Annotated in this window: 13 protein-coding genes and 1 pseudogene; 8 read left to right on the forward strand and 6 right to left on the reverse strand. The window is 64.2% G+C overall.

Going from position 1 to position 17,093, the window contains the following annotated elements; genetic code table 11:
* Positions 1 to 243 precede the first annotated feature (243 nt).
* From DMX11_RS08475 to DMX11_RS08495, 5 genes are all read right to left on the reverse strand, one after another.
* Positions 244 to 1,779, reverse strand: a complete 1,536-nt coding sequence (locus DMX11_RS08475) for a DHA2 family efflux MFS transporter permease subunit (protein ID WP_110744098.1) — start codon at positions 1,777 to 1,779, stop codon at positions 244 to 246.
* The gene (locus DMX11_RS08480; protein ID WP_110744099.1) at positions 1,776 to 2,969 is read right to left on the reverse strand and encodes an efflux RND transporter periplasmic adaptor subunit; all 1,194 of its coding nucleotides are present in this window, start codon (positions 2,967 to 2,969) and stop codon (positions 1,776 to 1,778) included. The genes DMX11_RS08475 and DMX11_RS08480 overlap by 4 nt, the downstream gene beginning before the upstream one ends.
* 30 nt (positions 2,970 to 2,999) lie before the next feature.
* The gene (locus DMX11_RS08485) at positions 3,000 to 3,473 is read right to left on the reverse strand and encodes a MarR family winged helix-turn-helix transcriptional regulator (protein WP_110744100.1); all 474 of its coding nucleotides are present in this window, start codon (positions 3,471 to 3,473) and stop codon (positions 3,000 to 3,002) included.
* A gap of 145 nt (positions 3,474 to 3,618) precedes the next feature.
* Positions 3,619 to 4,248 carry a response regulator transcription factor gene (locus DMX11_RS08490; protein WP_110744270.1) on the reverse strand — a complete coding sequence of 210 codons (630 nt, stop codon included), beginning with the start codon at positions 4,246 to 4,248 and terminating at the stop codon, positions 3,619 to 3,621.
* A 14-nt stretch (positions 4,249 to 4,262) separates the two neighbouring features.
* Positions 4,263 to 5,669, reverse strand: coding sequence for a sensor histidine kinase (locus DMX11_RS08495; protein ID WP_110744101.1), 1,407 nt, complete (start codon positions 5,667 to 5,669; stop codon positions 4,263 to 4,265).
* Between the two features lie 193 nt (positions 5,670 to 5,862).
* On the opposite strand from DMX11_RS08495, the gene DMX11_RS08500 reads away from it, so the two are divergent.
* The 3 genes from DMX11_RS08500 to DMX11_RS08510 all read left to right on the forward strand — a co-directional run bounded on the left by DMX11_RS08500 (position 5,863) and on the right by DMX11_RS08510 (position 10,506).
* Positions 5,863 to 7,485 carry an acyl-CoA synthetase gene (locus DMX11_RS08500; protein WP_110744102.1) on the forward strand — a complete coding sequence of 541 codons (1,623 nt, stop codon included), beginning with the start codon at positions 5,863 to 5,865 and terminating at the stop codon, positions 7,483 to 7,485.
* A gap of 38 nt (positions 7,486 to 7,523) precedes the next feature.
* Positions 7,524 to 9,293 (forward strand): acyl-CoA dehydrogenase C-terminal domain-containing protein, encoded by a 1,770-nt coding sequence (locus DMX11_RS08505; RefSeq protein WP_110744103.1) that lies wholly within the window; start codon positions 7,524 to 7,526, stop codon positions 9,291 to 9,293.
* A 202-nt stretch (positions 9,294 to 9,495) separates the two neighbouring features.
* Positions 9,496 to 10,506 (forward strand): FecR family protein, encoded by a 1,011-nt coding sequence (locus DMX11_RS08510; protein ID WP_110744104.1) that lies wholly within the window; start codon positions 9,496 to 9,498, stop codon positions 10,504 to 10,506.
* Between the two features lie 13 nt (positions 10,507 to 10,519).
* Here DMX11_RS08510 and DMX11_RS08515 read toward each other — a convergent pair whose 3' ends face one another.
* Positions 10,520 to 11,839, reverse strand: coding sequence for a Na+/H+ antiporter family protein (locus tag DMX11_RS08515; RefSeq protein ID WP_110744105.1), 1,320 nt, complete (start codon positions 11,837 to 11,839; stop codon positions 10,520 to 10,522).
* A 526-nt stretch (positions 11,840 to 12,365) separates the two neighbouring features.
* On the opposite strand from DMX11_RS08515, the pseudogene DMX11_RS26405 reads away from it, so the two are divergent.
* From DMX11_RS26405 to DMX11_RS08540, 5 genes and pseudogenes are all read left to right on the forward strand, one after another.
* A pseudogene (locus tag DMX11_RS26405) lies at positions 12,366 to 13,331 on the forward strand (HAMP domain-containing protein); the annotation flags it as partial.
* A gap of 102 nt (positions 13,332 to 13,433) precedes the next feature.
* On the forward strand, positions 13,434 to 14,189 hold the full coding sequence (locus DMX11_RS26410) for a methyl-accepting chemotaxis protein (RefSeq protein WP_371921785.1): 756 nt from the start codon (positions 13,434 to 13,436) through the stop codon (positions 14,187 to 14,189).
* Positions 14,190 to 14,272: 83 nt separating this feature from the next.
* Complete coding sequence (locus DMX11_RS08530) at positions 14,273 to 15,289, forward strand: ABC transporter substrate-binding protein (RefSeq protein WP_110744108.1); 1,017 nt, start codon at positions 14,273 to 14,275, stop codon at positions 15,287 to 15,289.
* Complete coding sequence (locus tag DMX11_RS08535) at positions 15,286 to 16,134, forward strand: proline/glycine betaine ABC transporter permease (protein WP_110744109.1); 849 nt, start codon at positions 15,286 to 15,288, stop codon at positions 16,132 to 16,134. The genes DMX11_RS08530 and DMX11_RS08535 overlap by 4 nt, the downstream gene beginning before the upstream one ends.
* Positions 16,135 to 16,160: 26 nt before the next feature.
* Complete coding sequence (locus DMX11_RS08540) at positions 16,161 to 17,078, forward strand: AEC family transporter (RefSeq protein ID WP_110744110.1); 918 nt, start codon at positions 16,161 to 16,163, stop codon at positions 17,076 to 17,078.
* Positions 17,079 to 17,093: the final 15 nt, after the last annotated feature.

Consider the following 17,093-nt stretch of genomic DNA (forward strand, 5'->3'; position numbering starts at 1 on the left):
ATGCTCCCGGGAGTACGCGCCGAAGGCCCCATCCATGGGGCCTCAGCGCTTGACGGGCATCCATGCCCGTCACCTCCCTCCGCATGCCCTTCGCTCGGCCTACTGAAGTCGCAATCTGTGTCGCCTGAACTATCGCGCGCTCAGAAGCAACAGCCAGAGCCAGAGCCAGAGCCAGAGCCAGAGCTAGAGCCAGAGCTAGGGCCAGAGCTAGAGTTTAGGCGTCGGGGGCGTGTGATGGTCAGCTCAATGCCCCGCTGACGCTGGCCCCGCCTTGGCAGTAAACGGTGGCTTGGCGAACCACACCAACAGGATCAACCCGGCAAACACCCAGGTCATCAAGGTGAAGTAGTCCACCGTGGACATCATGTAAGCCTGCCCGTTAAGCATCTGCTCCAGCTGCGCATAACTCTGTGGGCTGGCCCCACCCAGTTGTTCGAGGGTATGCCGCGTTGCCGGGTCAAACTGGCTGATGTTCTCGCTCAGGTAGGCATGATGCTGGTCTGCCCGACGAATCCAGATCCACGTCGTCAACGAAGCGGCAAAGCTCCCGCCCAGAGTACGAAGGAAGGTCGCCAGCCCCGAACCATCGGCAATCTGGTGCGGCGGCAGGTCGGACAGCAGGATGCTCAAGGTCGGCATGAAGAACAGCGCCACACCTATCCCCATGAACAACTGCACCAACGCCACATGCTGGAAATCCACTTCACTGGTGAACCCCGCACGCATGTAGCAACTGGTACCGATCGCCAGGAACGCCAGCCCCGCCAACACCCGCAGATCGAACCGGTGGGCATACTTGCCCACGAACGGTGACATGATCACCGGCAGCAGGCCGATAGGCGCCACCGCCAGGCCCGCCCAGGTCGCGGTATAACCCATCTGTGTCTGCAACCACTGCGGCAGGATCAGGTTGATCCCGAAGAACCCGGCATAACCACCGACCAGCACAATCGTGCCAACGCGGAAGTTACGGTGCACGAACAGGCGCAGGTTGACCACCGGGTGCCGGTCGGTCAGCTCCCAGATCACGAACACCGCCAGGAACACTACCGAGATCAGGCTGCCGACAATGATGAACGACGACTCGAACCAGTCCAGGTCGTTGCCTTTGTCCAGCACCACCTGCAAGGCCCCCACGCCGATGATCAACGTCATCAGCCCGATGTAGTCCATCGGCTGGCGGCTGGTGACCACTGGCCGCGCGCGCATCTGCTGGCGCACCACAGCGGCGGCGAACAGGCCGATCGGCACGTTGATGAAGAAGATCCACGGCCAGCTGTAACTGTCGGTGATCCACCCCCCCAGAATCGGCCCGGCGATGGGCGCCACCACCGTGACCATCGCCAGCAGTGCCAACGCCATCCCCCGTTTCGCCGGGGGGTAGACGGCAATCAGTAACGTCTGGGTCATCGGGTACAGCGGCCCGGCGACCACACCTTGCAGCACACGAAAGCCGACCAGTTCGGGCATCGACTGCGCGATACCGCAGAGGAACGACGCCAGCACGAACAGCAGCGTGGCCCAGATGAACAACTTCACCTCCCCAAAGCGCCGGCTCAGCCAGCCCGTCAATGGCAAGGCGATGGCGTTGCTCACCGCGAACGAGGTGATGACCCAGGTGCCCTGCTCGTAGCTCACCCCCAGGTTGCCGGAAATGGTCGGCAAGGCCACGTTGGCAATGGTGGTGTCCAGCACCTGCATGAACGTCGCCAGCGACAGGCCGATGGTGGTCAGCAGCAGGCTTGGCGGCGTGAACTGCGCAGCGGCATTGTTGCTCATCGCTGCGCCGTCTTGCCCGGAGCGCTGTTTTCATGAATCAGCTGGGCGATCAGGTGGTCGGCTTCGACCAGCTGGCGGTCATAGACCTGGGTGGTGTAGCTGGCTTGCTGGGGTGGCTGCTGGGCAAGGGTCGGGCCGCTCTGGTCGTGCAAGTCGACTTCCACCACGGTGGACAGGCCAATACGCAGCGGGTGGTCCTTGAGCTGGTCCGGGCTCAGGTGAATTCGCACAGGTACGCGCTGGACGATCTTGATCCAGTTGCCGGTGGCGTTCTGCGCTGGCAACAGGGCGAAGGCGCTGCCGGTACCGGCGCCGAGGCTGTCGACCGTGCCGCTGTACTTGACCTCGCTGCCGTACAGGTCGGCACTGATTTCCACCGGTTGGCCGATGCGCATGTCACGCAGCTGGGTTTCCTTGAAGTTGGCGTCGATCCACACCTGGTCGAGCGGGATTACCGCCATGGTCGCAGTGCCCGGCTGCAGGCGCTGGCCCAACTGCACGGTACGTTTGGCGACGTAGCCGGTGACCGGTGCCACCAACGTAGTGCGGGCGTGGTCGAGGTAGGCCTGACGCAGGTCGGCAGCAGCCGCCATGACCTCGGGGTGAGAGGACACCACGGTGTCGTCGACCAGCGCGCTGCTGGTGCTGAGCTGCTGGCGCGCACTGTTGACCGCAGCCTGGGCCACGCTCAGGTCATCGCGGGCGTGGGACAGTTCTTCTGCGGCAATCGCACCGCTGTCGGCCAGCACCTTGCGCCGATTGAAGTCCTGCTGCGCCTTGCGCAGTTCGGCCTGGCGCGTTTCCAGCTGGGCCTTGAGGGAGTCGACGTTGCTGTACAGCCCGCGCACCTGGCGCACAGTCCGTGCCAGCTTGGCTTCTGCGGACTGCAGGGCCACTTCGCTGTCGGCCGGGTCAAACTTCAGCAACACCTGGCCGGCATGCACCAGGTCGCCGTCATCGGCGCCAATGCTGGTGACCGTCCCGGTGACCAGCGGGGTGATCTCCACCACATTGCCATTGACGTAGGCATCGTCGGTGCTTTCGTGCCAGCGACCGACCAGGCTGTACCAGGCCCAGGTGCCGATACCGGCAAGGATCACCAGTAACAACAGGCCAAGCAGCCAGGCTTTGCGCTTACGCGAAGGCTCGGGCGCTGCGGAGGGAGTCGGGGTGTCAGCGGGAGTAGCCATGACAATACCTTGGATAATTCGTGACAGGGTTCAACGGTCGCCAAAGCGGCGGATCGTCAACGGGTCGCCAGCAGCGAGCAGGACTTTGGCCAGCAGGCCTTCCAGGGCCTTCAACTCTTCTGGGGCCAACGCACCGCATAATTCGTTCATGGCGCCAGCGCCGATTTCCGGCAGTCGGTCGGCCAGGCGCTGACCGTCGGCAGTCAGCGCCAGGCGCACCAGGCGGCGATCATCGGCGCAGCGGGTGCGCACGATCAGGCCCTTCTGCTCGAGGCGGTCGAGCATGCGGGTCATCGAACCGCTGTCCAGACCCAGGTAGCGGCAGAGCTCCGCCGGGGTATCCACCTGGTACTGGGTGACGATGATCAGCACCTTGAACTGCGCGGCAGTGACGCCCTCGGATTCAAGATGCCAGTCGAGGATGCGGTCCTTGAGGATCGCCGCCCGGCCAAGCAGCATGCCGATGGCGCAGGTCTGAAAGTTTTCGGGAGAAAAATGGGCCATCGGGGACTGCTCGGGTAATTGTGTAAAAATATTACTGCCTAGGCAGTGAATGTCAAAGCTTTGATTAGCCTGCTATGGAAAATTCATGATTTTGCTTCGATCGGCTCAACGCGAACCGTGTTGCAGAAGAGAACCCGAGCCGCAGTTACAGCGCTCGCAGGCCCAACGCTTCGACCGCCCCGCAGGCAATGGCCATGCCCACCAACTCCGCGAGGCTAGTGGCCTGCAGCCGCTTCATCACCCGACCGCGGTACAGGTCGACGGTTTTCACGCTGATGCCCAGTTGCTCGGCGATCTCACGGTTGTTCAAGCCTTGGGCCAACGGCACGAACACATCCCGCTCACGCGGGGTCAGGCTGTCTATACGCGCTTGCACCAGCGCTTGCGCCTGGTCACCCTGCCGCACGCGCCCGGCGTGCTCCAACGCCGCCTGCACACTATCGAGCAGCAACTGGTCGTTGTAAGGTTTTTCGATGAAGTCGCAGGCTCCGGCCTTGAACGCCCGCACCACGATCGGCACATCGGCATGGCCGCTGACAAAGATCACCGGCAGCGCCAGACCACGCTCGCGCATCGCCTGCTGCACCGCCAAACCACCCAGCCCCGGCATACGTACATCCAGCAACACACAGGCGGGGCCATCATCGACGCAAGCATCGAGAAACGCCTGCCCGCTGGCGAACGGCAGGGCCTGCAAGCCCACCGACTGCAGCAGCCAGACTGTCGAGTCACGCATCCCCTGGTCATCATCGACCACATACACCTTCGCTTGCACCGCCACGTCCCCCCTTATCCCCTGCTGACCGCCAGCCGGCAGCACAGTACCAGACCACCGCTGTCACCCGCCCGCGCCCACAGGCTGCCGCCAAAGCCTTCGATCAGGCTGCGGCTCATGCTCAAGCCAAGGCCCAGGCCGTCCGCCTTGCTGGTGGTGAACGGCGTGAAGATTTCATCCAGGCGTTCGGGTGCAACGCCTCGGCCTTGGTCGGCGACCTCGATCTGCACGCCGTCGCCCTCGCGCGCAGCACCGAGCAGGATACGTGACGGCCGCTCGCCATGCTGCTCGCGATTGGCATCGATGGCATTGCGCAGCAGGTTGAGCAGTACCTGCTCCAGGAGCACCCGGTCGGCATAGACCAAGGGCAACTGCCCCGCCATGCGCAATTCGACCTGCACCTGGTCACGCGCCGCTTCCCACGCACACAGGCGCATGGCTTCACCGGCCACCTCGGCCACATCCAGGGCCTGCAGGCGCCGTGGCCCTTTGCGCAGGAAGGCGCGCAGGCGGCGAATCACCTCGGCGGCATGAGTAGCCTGCTGGCTGATGCGCAGCAGGCCTTCCCCCACCCGCTCGCGGGCCAAGGGATCGTGCTCCAGGCTTTGCAGGTAACGCTGGCTGGCGTTTGCATAGTTGACCACTGCAGCCAGTGGCTGATTGATCTCGTGGGCAATGCCCGAGGCCAGTTCACCCAGCGTGGCCAGGCGCGCACTGTGGGCAAGGCTTTCCTGCGCTTCGATGCGCAAGGTGATGTCGCGAGACACACTGACTACCTCCACTACCGCGCCGGTGTAGGTCTCGCGGATCGCCCGGCTGGCGATTTCGAACCACCGGTAGCCGCCGCTGGCCTGGCGTACCCGGCAGGTCATGGTGTGGTAGCCGTCCTGGTCCAGAGCCGCGGCCGCCTGGCGCAGCACCTGGCGGCGCTCCCGCGGGTGCAGCAGGCTGTGCACGCGCAGGCCACGCAGTTGCTCGGGCCACAGCCCCAACAGGCGGTAGGCGGCCGGTGAAGCATCGAGAAAGCGGCCATCGGGGCTGTGCCGCGAGATCAGGTCGGTAGTGTTTTCGATAATCAGCCGGTACAGGCGCCTTGCGCGGCTGGCTTCGCGTGCACCTTGGCGCTCTTCGCTGGCGTCACGGCAGCGGCCCAGCACGCGCTGGCCCTGATCGTCCGGCATGAAGGTCCACAGCACGACGCGCTCGCCAACCTGCACCTCGACGTCACTGATTGCCCGGTGCTGGCGCAGGCAGGCACGTACCAGCGCCGCGCAGTTTGCCGGCAGCCAGCCCTGCAGGGTAGGCCCTTCGGCGACCCACGCCTGCAATGCCGGGTTCAGTGCCAGCGGGCTGGCATCGCCGGCCAGCAGCAGGCTGGGTTGGGGATCCTTGGCGAGCAAGGGGGAAACAGTGTTATCCAAAGTGACCGGCTCTTTTTATAGTAGTTTTACTATATTGCTATAGTCGATATTCCTACTACCATAGCGAATCGCGTAAAACTGCGACAGAGGGAGCGGCCCACCGTCCGCTTCCCTGCACCCTGAACAGAGCTAACAATCAGCCACCGGGGGCCAGGCAGCACAGCTGCGCCTGCCTCCCTTACAGGACTACCGCATGTCGATCTATGCCCAGGGCCTGATGCCCGCTGCCGTCAACCACATCGCCTTGACCCCACTGAGTTTCATCGAGCGCACCGCTGCCGTCTACGGCAGCTACCCCGCAGTCATCCACGGCGCCATCCGCCGTAACTGGCAGGAAACCTACCAGCGCTGCCGGCGCCTGGCCAGCGCCCTGGCCGGCCGCGGTATTGGGCGAGGTGACACTGTGGCGGTCATGCTGCCCAACACCCCCGCCATGCTCGAAGCCCACTTCGGCGTGCCCATGACCGGTGCCGTGCTCAATACCCTGAACGTTCGCCTGGACGCCGAAGCCATCGCCTTCATGCTGCAGCATGGCGAGGCCAAGGTACTGATCACCGACCGCGAGTTCCACACCGTCATCGAGGCTGCCCTGGCGCTGCTGCAGCACCCGCCGCTGGTAGTCGATGTGGATGACCCGGAGTACGGCGAAGGCCGCGCGGTCAGCGCGCTGGACTATGAAGCCTTGCTCGCCGAAGGCGACCCGGAATTTGCCTGGGAATGGCCGGATGACGAGTGGCAGGCGATTTCGCTGAACTACACCTCCGGCACCACGGGCAACCCCAAGGGCGTGGTCTACCACCACCGTGGCGCCTACCTGAACGCCCTGGGCAACCAGATGACCTGGGCCATGGGCCACCGCCCGGTGTACCTGTGGACCTTGCCGATGTTCCACTGCAACGGCTGGTGCTACCCCTGGACCATCACTGCCCTGGCCGGTACCCACGTGTTCCTGCGACGGGTGGACCCGCAGAAGATCCTGACCCTGATCCGTGAACACCGGGTCAGTCACCTGTGCGGCGCGCCGATCGTGCTCAACGCGCTGGTCAACATGCCCGAAGCGGCCAAGGCTGCCATCGAGCACCCGGTGCAGGCCATGGTCGCCGGCGCCGCACCACCTGCCAAGGTCATTGGCGCAGTGGAAGAAATGGGCATCAAGGTGACCCACACCTATGGCCTGACCGAAGTCTACGGCCCGGTGACCGTGTGCGCCTGGCACGACGAGTGGGACGCACTGCCGCTGGAAGCGCGGGCACGGATCAAGTCGCGCCAGGGCGTGCGTTACCCGACCCTCGATGGCCTGATGGTCGCCGACCCGCAAACCCTCGAACCGGTGCCGCGCGACGGCGATACCCTGGGCGAGATCTTCATGCGGGGTAATACGGTGATGAAGGGCTACCTGAAAAACCCCGAGGCCACCGCTGAAGCTTTCCGAGGTGGCTGGTTCCACACCGGTGACCTGGCGGTGTGGCACGCCGACGGCTACGTCGAGATCAAGGACCGGCTCAAGGACATCATCATTTCGGGTGGCGAGAACATTTCCACCATCGAGGTCGAAGACGCGTTGTACAAGCACCCGGCAGTGCTCGAAGCCGCCGTGGTAGCCCGCCCGGATGAAAAATGGGGGGAAACACCGTGCGCCTTCGTTGCCCTCAAGCCAGGCCGGGAAGACACCCGTGAGGCCGACCTCACCACCTGGTGCCGCGAGCACCTGGCCGGGTTCAAGGTGCCGAAGACGGTGGTGTTTGGCGAGTTGCCCAAGACCTCCACCGGCAAGATCCAGAAGTACCTGCTGCGCGACCGGGCCAAAGCACTCTGACGCCCGCGCGGTCAACCTCACTTTTTCAAGAGCAACCGATGACCACCTATTCCGCCCCCCTGCGCGATATGCGCTTCGTCCTGCACGACGTGTTCAACGCCCCGGCCCTCTGGGCCCGCCTGCCTGCCCTGGCCGAGCGGATCGACGCCGACACCGCAGACGCCATCCTCGAAGAAGCCGCCAAAGTCACCAGCCAGCTCATCGCACCGCTCAGCCGCAACGGTGACGAGCAAGGCGTACGCTTCGATGCCGGTACGGTTACCACCCCCGATGGTTTCCCTGAAGCCTGGAACATCTACCGCGCGGGCGGCTGGGTGGGCCTGGGCGGCAACCCTGAGCACGGCGGCATGGGCATGCCCAAGATGCTCGGCGTGCTGTTCGAAGAAATGCTCTATGCCGCTGACTGCAGCTTCAGCCTGTATTCGGCGTTGAGCGCCGGCAGTTGCCTGGCAATCGACGCCCACGCCAGCGAGGCACTCAAGGCCACCTACCTGCCGCCACTGTACGAAGGCCGCTGGGCTGGCACCATGTGCCTGACCGAACCCCATGCCGGCACCGACCTGGGGCTGATCCGCAGCCGCGCCGAACCCCAGGCCGATGGTAGCTACCGTATCAGTGGCAGCAAGATTTTCATCACCGGTGGCGAACAGGACCTGACCGAGAACATCGTCCATCTGGTGCTGGCCAAGCTGCCGGATGCGCCTGGCGGCGCCAAAGGTATCTCGCTGTTCCTGGTGCCCAAGTACCTGGTCGAGGCTGGCGGCGGGCTGGGCGAGCGCAACGCTGCCCATTGCGGTTCGATCGAGCACAAGATGGGCATCAAGGCGTCGGCCACCTGCGTGATGAATTTCGACGGTGCCACCGGCTACCTGGTCGGCGAGCCGAACAAGGGCTTGGCAGCGATGTTCACCATGATGAACTACGAGCGCCTGTCCATCGGCATCCAGGGTATCGGCTGCGCCGAAGCCTCCTACCAGAGCGCCGCCCGTTACGCCAACGAGCGCCTGCAAAGCCGTGCGGCCACAGGCCCGCAGGTGCAAGACAAGGTCGCCGACCCGATCATCCACCACGGCGATGTGCGGCGCATGCTGCTGACCATGCGCACCCTTACCGAAGGCGGCCGGGCGTTCGCCGCCTACGTTGGCCAGCAGCTTGACTTGGCGCGCTACGCGGAGGATGCCGGTGAGCGCGAGCATGCCCAGGGCCTGGTGGCGCTGCTGACCCCGGTCGCCAAGGCATTTTTCACCGACAACGGCCTGGAAAGCTGCGTGCTGGGCCAGCAGGTGTACGGCGGCCATGGCTATATTCGCGAATGGGGCCAGGAGCAACGCGTGCGTGATGTGCGCATTGCGCAGATCTATGAAGGCACCAACGGCATCCAGGCCCTCGACCTGCTCGGGCGCAAGGTGCTGGCTGACGGCGGGCAGGCACTGGCCAGCTTTGCCGCCGAGGTTCGGGCGTTCAGCGTGAGCGCACCCCTGCACCGTGAGGCTTTGCAGGCCAGCCTGGCGCGGCTGGAGGCGACCAGCGCCTGGCTACAGGCACAGGCCGTTGAAGATGCCAACCTGGTCAGCGCGGTGGCGGTGGAGTATCTGCACCTGTTCGGGCTGACCGCGTATGCCTATATGTGGGCGCGGATGGCGGCAGTGGCGCTGGCCAGGCGCGAGCAAGACAGCGCTTTTTACGGGGCCAAGCTGGCGTGTGCGGCGTTTTTCTTCCAGCGAGTACTGCCGCGGGGGTTGGGGTTGGAGGCCAGTATTCGGGCAGGCAGCGCCAGCCTTTACGGGCTGGAGGCAACGCAGTTCTGATGAACCGCCGGGGGCGCATTGCGCCCCCTTCCCCACCTGAGGCCGCTCTCCCACCTCAAGCACAGGCGCGCGAAGGGTTCTCAAACACTGAAAAACCGTTGCAAATCCGACGAAAAACCGTCACAACTGATAGTCATTCGCCATTACGCCGGTTCTCGTGGGCCCTTCAGCAAGGGTAGAATGCGCAAAACCCGGAGCCGCAATGAACCACGACCGCCTCAAGCCCAGCCCAGACGATGATGCCATCACCGACGCCGCCGCGCATTGGTGCATGCGCCTGCATGCCGAAGATTGCACAGCGGCCGAGCGTGAGGCATTCGCCCGTTGGCAGGGGGCTGACCCGCGGCATGCCGAGGAATACCAGGCGATGCTGGAAATCTGGCAAACCGCCGACCTGCTGCCGCGCACGGCCACCGTCATCGACTTCAACCCGCCCGTCAGGCCAGCCGTGCGCCCGCGCAGCTGGCGGCCACTGGCATCGGCGGCCGCCATCGCCCTGGCGGTGTTGCCGCTGGCCGGCTGGATGGGGTGGGAACAGGGCTGGCTACCCAACCACTACCAGCACTTCGAAGCCGGTGATCGCATGCAAACCGTGGAGCTGAGCGACGGCAGCACGGTGCAGCTCAACCTCAATACCGAGCTTACCTACCTCAACTACAAGGATCAGCGCCAGGTCACGCTCAAGCGTGGCGAGGCGTTCTTCAAGATACAGCACGACAGCAGTCACCCGTTCGTCGTACGTGCAGGGCGCGGCCAGACGCGCGTCACCGGCACCCAGTTCAACGTGTGGAAATATCAGGATCAGGTCAAGGTGACGCTGGTGGAGGGTTCGGTGCTGGTTTCCAGCGACGGCAGCGCCAGCGGCTATCGCCTCGGTCCTGGCATGCAGGCCAGCTACCACCAGGGTGATTTCGAGCCGCAACTGGAACAGAACGACGACTACAGCAACAGCCTGGCCTGGCGCAACGGCAAGCTGGTGCTCGACAACCTGAGCCTTGAACAGGCACTGCCGATGATAAACCGCTACCTCGATGCGCCGCTGTTGCTGGCCGATGCCAGCACCGGGCGCATTCGCATCAGCGGCGTCTACAACACCCGTGAAGTGGGGCGCCTGGTCAACAACCTGCCCAAGGTGCTGCCGGTCTACCTGACCCGCAGCAAGGACGGCAGCACCGTGCTCAACCGCATCTCGCCGCCCCCCGACAAGGGCTGACGCCCTCCCCGCCTTACAAGGTCATCGCCGCCAGCCAACCGAACGCCAGCAGCGGCAGGTTGTAGTGGATGAAGGTCGGCACCACGGTGTCCCAGATGTGATGGTGCTGGCCATCCACGTTCAGGCCTGAGGTCGGGCCAAGGGTCGAGTCCGAGGCCGGCGACCCCGCATCGCCCAAGGCCCCGGCAGTGCCGACGATGCACACGGTGGCCAGCGGATCGAAGCCCAGTTGCACGCACAGCGGCACAAAGATAGCGGCCAGGATCGGCACCGTGGAAAACGACGAACCGATGCCCATGGTCACCAGCAGACCCACCAGCAGCATCATTAACGCGCCGACACCCTTGCTGTGGTCTATCCACTGCGCCGAGGTTTCCACCAGGCTTTGCACCTCACCCGTGGCTTTCATCACGTCGGCAAAACCGGACGCGGCAATCATGATGAAGCCGATCATGGCCATCATTTTCATGCCTTCGGTGAACAGGCCGTCGGTATCCTTCCATTTGACGATGCCCGACAGCGAGAAGATCAGGAAGCCGACCATGGCGCCGATGATCATCGAATCCAGCAACAACTGGACAATGAACGCGGCGGCGATTGCCAACCCGGCCACCATCAAGGTCAGCGGGTTGTACTGCACACTGACCTGCTCCACCTGCTCGATGCGCGCCAGGTCGTAGTCACGCTTGCGGCGGTAACTGACGAACACCGCCAGCAACAGGCCGACGAGCATGCCGGCGGCCGGAATGGCCATGGCATGGGTGACATTGACGCCACTCACATCGATACCGGCCCGGGCGACGTTGGCCAGCAGGATTTCATTGAGGAAGATGTTGCCAAAACCCACCGGCAGGAACATGTACGGGGTGATCAGGCCGAAGGTGATCACACAGGCGATCAAGCGGCGGTCGATGCGCAGGCGGGTCAGCACGTACAGCAGCGGTGGTACCAGCAGCGGGATGAAAGCAATGTGGATGGGCAGGATGTTCTGCGACGAAACCGCGACCACCAGCATCAGGCCGATCATCAACCATTTGACCTTGCCGCCATGGGTGTGGCCCTGGCGGTCGATCATGGCCAGGGCGCGGTCGGCCAGGGCATGCGCCAGGCCGGACTTGGCAATCGCCACCGCAAAGGCGCCGAGCAGCGCGTAAGACAAGGCCACCGTGGCGCCGCCACCGAGGCCGCCGTTGAAGGCCTTGAGCGTGCCTTCGATACCCAGGCCCCCGACCAGCCCCCCGACCAGAGCCCCAATGATCAGGGCGATGACCACGTGCACGCGGGACAGGCTGAGTATCAGCATGATGCCGACCGCGGCGATCACTGCATTCATGGTTGGCTTACCTCATTGCGACAGAAAAAAGCGCGAACTCTGAAGCAGTGGGCGGCAGATGTCAAAAATGCCATGTTGCGGCGGATTACCAATGCCTGGCGCGAGGACCGCATCGGCAGAGATTAAATTGAACGTTCGAATAAAGAAAAATGCACGCGCGCCGACACAGTCGCTAGCCACACTCTTATTACAAGGGATCCGCCCCATGCCTTTGCGACAACTTTCCATCCAGTGGAAGATCACCCTGCTCGCCGGTCTCTGCCTGGCCGGCATCGTTACCCTGCTCGTCGGCCTGTCGCTGTACCGCATGGACCACAGCTCGGACCTGGTCAAGGCCAGCAGCATGCAGATGCTGACCGAAGCGGCGCAGTCACGCATCGAGTCGCAAGGTGAAGTGCAGGCGCTGAACATCCGCCGCCAGTTCATGGACGCCTACCAGTACGGCGCAGGATTTGCCCGCCAGGTGCTGTTCCTGCGCGAGCAGGCAGAAAAACGCTTTCTCGATGCGTTCGACCTGCGCGAGGTCATGACCCGCCAGGTACGCGCCGCCCTGCAGGCTAACCCCGACCTGCTCGGCCTGTCGCTGGTGTTCGAGCCTGACGCACTGGACAACAAGGACAGCCTGTTCGCCGGCAAGGCGGAACTGGGCAGCAACGAAACCGGGCGCTTTGCCCTGTATTGGTCGCAACCGCGCGCCGGCCAGTTGACCTCGATGGCCCTGCCTGAACATGACATGGCCGACACCAAAATCGGCCCCAGCGGCCAGCCGGCCAACACCTGGTGGGTATGCCCGCGTTCGTCCGGCAAGGTCTGCGTGGTCGAACCCTATTTCTACAACATCGATGGCCAACAGGTGCTGATGACCAGCATCGTCTTCCCGCTGGCGGTCGATGGCAAGATCATTGCCACCCTCTCCATCGACATCAACCTCGACAGCCTGCAGGCCCTGAGCCAGGAGGCCAGCCGCAGCCTCTACGAAGGCCGCACCACGGTCGGCATCCTCAGCCCGGTCGGTTTGCTGGCCGGCTACAGTGCCGACGCCAGCAAGCTGGCCCAGCGCTTCGATCAGGTCGATCCGTCCAAGGGCGCCGAACTGGTACGCAAGATGGCCGATGGCAAGCTGAGCATCCTGCACGACCAGCAGCGCCTGAAAGTGCTGGCGGCATTCCGGCCGATCCCCGACGCTCAGCCTTGGGGCGTGTTGCTGGATGTACCGGAAAACGCCCTGACTGGGCCAGCCGAAACCCTGAAGCAGGAACTGGACGCGCTGAACACCAGCGGCACCCTGCTGGAGCTGGGCCTGGGCCTGGCCGCCGCAGTGGTCGGCCTGCTGCTGGTCTGGCTGATGGCCCGTGGCGTTACCCGGCCGATCCTGGGCGTGGCCGCCATGCTCAAGGACATCGCCAGCGGCGAAGGCGACCTGACCCGTCGCCTGACTTACCAGAAGCATGACGAACTGGGTGAACTGGCCGGCTGGTTCAACCGCTTCCTCGACAAGCTGCAGCCGACCATCGCCGAGGTCAAGCGCTCGGTGCAGGCCGCCCGCGGCACTGCCGACCAGTCCTCGGCGATTGCCACGCAAACCAGCGCCGGCATGGAGCAGCAGTACCGCCAGGTCGACCAGGTAGCCACGGCCTCGCACGAAATGAGCGCCACCGCCCAAGACGTCGCTCGCAGCGCTGCCCAGGCCGCGCAGGCAGCGCGCGAGGCCGACCAGGCGACTCGTGAGGGCCTGGCAGTGATCGACCGTACCACCACCAGCATCGATACCCTGGCCGCCAACATGAGCGACGCCATGGCCGAAGTCGAAGGCCTGGCACAGAACAGCGAGAAGATCGGCTCGGTGCTGGAGGTGATCCGCTCGATCGCCGAACAGACCAACCTGTTGGCGCTCAACGCCGCCATCGAGGCAGCCCGCGCCGGTGAGGCCGGCCGTGGATTTGCGGTTGTCGCCGATGAGGTGCGTAACCTGGCCCAACGCACCCAGGAATCGGTGGAAGAAACCCGCCAGGTCATCGAGGCATTGCAGAACGGCACCCGCGAAGTGGTCGGTGCCATGGACCACAGCCACCGCCAGGCACAAGGCGGCGTGGAACAGGTCGGCCAGGCGGTTAGCGCTCTGCAGCGCATTGGCCAGGCGGTCACGGTGATCACCGACATGAACCTGCAGATCGCCTCGGCCGCCGAGGAACAAAGCGCAGTGGCCGAGGAAATCAACAGCAACGTGGCAACCATCCGCGATGTCACCGAGTCGCTGTCCGGCCAGGCCAACGAGTCGGCGCGGGTCAGCCAGTCGCTGAACAGCCTGGCCAACCAGCAGCAGGCACTGATGGACCAGTTCCGCGTTTGAGGCAAAGGGGCTACGCCTGTGGCCCCGCAGCTGGCTTCACCTCGTCGTCTACACTTGCCTCCACTGTCGACGGCGAGGTATGCATGAAAAGAATTCCAGCACTGCTGGCCGGGCTGCTGATGACAGTGGGCCTGGCCAGCACCGATAGCGCCGCCTCAGCAGAAAAGCCGGCGCCCATCCATTTTGGTGCCATCACCTGGGAAAGCGGCGCACTGACCACCGAAATCCTGCGGGTCATTGTCGAGCGTGGCTACGGCTACCCCACCGACACCCTCCCAGGCAGCACCGTCAGCATGGAAGTGGCTTTGGCGCGCAACGACATCCAGGTAATCGCCGAGGAATGGGCCGGGCGCAGCCCTGCCTGGGTCAAGGCCGAACAGGCCGGCCAGGTGATCGCAGTGGGCGACACGGTGAAGAATGCCGAGGAAGGCTGGTGGGTGCCGGCCTATGTGATCGAGGGCGATGCTGAACGCAAGCTGAAACCCGTGGCCCCCGAGCTGCGAAATGTCGAAGACCTGAAACGTTACCCGCAGGTGTTCCGCGACCCCGAATCACCCGACAAAGGGCGTTTTCTCAACAGCCCCAGCGGCTGGACCTCAGAGATCGTCAACACCCAGAAGCTCAAGGCCTATGGGCTGAATGATCTGTATAGCAACTTTCGCAGTGGCTCCGGCGCTGCCATGGATGCCGAGATCGCCTCGGCCATCCGCCGCGGCCAACCGGTGTTGTTCTACTACTGGAACCCGACGCCGCTGATGGGCCGTTACAAGCTCATCCGGCTGGAAGAGCCACCATTCGACGCCCAAGCCTGGGCTACGCTCACCGACGCGAGTAACCCCAACCCCAAGGGCAGCCGCTCGCTGCCGGCGAAACTGTCGATCGGCGTGTCCAAGGCCTTTCATGAACAATACCCACAACTGGTCAGCGTGTTCGAACAGGTCGACCTGCCCATCGACAAGCTGAACAAGGCCTTGGCTGAGATGAGCGAGCAACGCACGCCGGCGCGCGAGGCTGCCCTGGGTTTCCTGCGCGATAATCGCGAGGTGTGGAAACCCTGGCTGCCGACGGACGTTGCCACCAAGGTCGAGGGCAGCCTGTGAGCGGGGGCTTTCCGCAATCCTTGCAGTTCTCGTTTGCCGACATCGTCAACCGCCTGGTCGACTGGCTGGTGCTGAACTACGGCGACCACCTGCGCAGCGTCTCTGACCAACTGCTGCAAGTGCTGGTCGGCCTGGAAAACCTGCTGCGTCTGATCCCATGGTGGCTCCTGTTGCTGCTGGTCGGGTTGCTGGCCTGGCATGCCAGCCGCAGCCTGCTGCGCAGCGCCGTGCTGGTGGTACTGCTGGCACTGATCGGTATGCTCGGGTTGTGGGACAAACTGCTGCAGACCTTGGCCCTGGTGCTGGTGAGCACCGGCTTGTGCGTGCTGGTCGGGGTGCCGCTGGGTATCCTGCTGGCTTACCGGCCAATGGCCAGGCGGTTGCTGTTGCCGGTACTGGATGTGATGCAGACGCTGCCGGCTTTCGTCTACCTGATTCCAGTGCTGATGCTGTTCGGCCTGGGCAAGGTGCCCGCCGTGTTCGCCACCCTGATCTATGCCCTGCCGCCGCTGGTGCGCCTGACCGAACTGGGTTTGAGCCAGATCGACCCGTCGTTGCTGCAGGCCGCTCACGGCCTGGGCGCCAGCCGCTGGCAGCGGTTGCGACGTATTGCCCTGCCGCTGGCGTTGCCGAGCATCATGGCCGGCCTGAACCAGTCGGTGATGATGGCCTTGTCGATGGTGGTGGTGGCGTCGATGATCGGCGCCCGCGGGTTGGGTGAAGATGTACTGGCCGGGATCCAGACCCTGAATGTCGGCCAGGGTGTAGAGGCTGGCTTGGCCATTGTTGCCCTGGCCATGGTGATCGACCGGATCAGCCAAGCCTATGGGCGCAGTACACGCTAAGCGCAACCGACCACGGAACACTGACCATGCTGCACCTGCTGCTGACCACCTTGCTACCGATCATCCTGCTGATTGCTCTGGGCACTTTCCTGCGCTTGAGGGGGTTTCTGGCAGAACACTTCTGGCCCGGCGCCGAGCGCCTGAGCTATTACGTGCTGCTGCCGTCACTGTTCCTGCACGGTTTGGCCACCGCCAACCTCGATGGCGTACCCGTGCTGAGCATGGTCGGCGCACTGATGCTCTCGACCTTGGCCGGTGCTGTATTGCTGGTGCTGTACCAGGGTGTGGTGAGCCACGATGGCGCCGACTTCACCTCGGTGTTCCAGGGCGGCATCCGCTTCAACAACTACATCGGCGCCACCCTGGCCGCTGGCATCTACGGCAGTGCCGGAATTGCCCTGGCGGCGGTGGCCAACGCGGCCATCGTGCCCTTGGTCAACCTGCTTTGCGTACTGGTGTTCGCCCGTTTCAGTGCCCGCCACAGCTCACCGGCCCACGTACTCCGGGCGATCTTCGCCAACCCGCTGATTGTCGGCTGTGCGGCCGGCCTGCTGCTGCGGGTTACCGGCCTGGGTCTGCCGCCGGGCATCGAACCCACCGTCAAAGCCTTGGGCCAGGCCGCCCTGCCACTGGGCCTGCTGTGCGTGGGGGCGGCACTGGGTGGCGCCAGCCTCGGGCAGCAAGTGCGCCCGCTGATGGCGGCGTCGATGTTCAAGTTCATGGTCATGCCACTGACCACCTGGGGCCTGTGTCGTTTGCTCGGCCTGAGTGGCCAGGCGGCGGTGGTCGCCGTGCTGTTCCAGGCGCTGCCCACCGCTTCGTCGTCCTATGTAATGGCCCGGCAAATGGGCGGCAATGCGCCTCTGATGGCGACCATCATCGCCCTGCAGACGGTGGCGGCCGCCGCCACTCTGCCTTTGGTGTTAATGCTTACGCTTGACTAGACTGTGACTCATCCC

Origin of the sequence: Pseudomonas sp. LB-090624, assembly GCF_003205205.1 — a bacterium.
In the GTDB taxonomy this organism is placed as follows: Bacteria; Pseudomonadota; Gammaproteobacteria; order Pseudomonadales; family Pseudomonadaceae; genus Aquipseudomonas.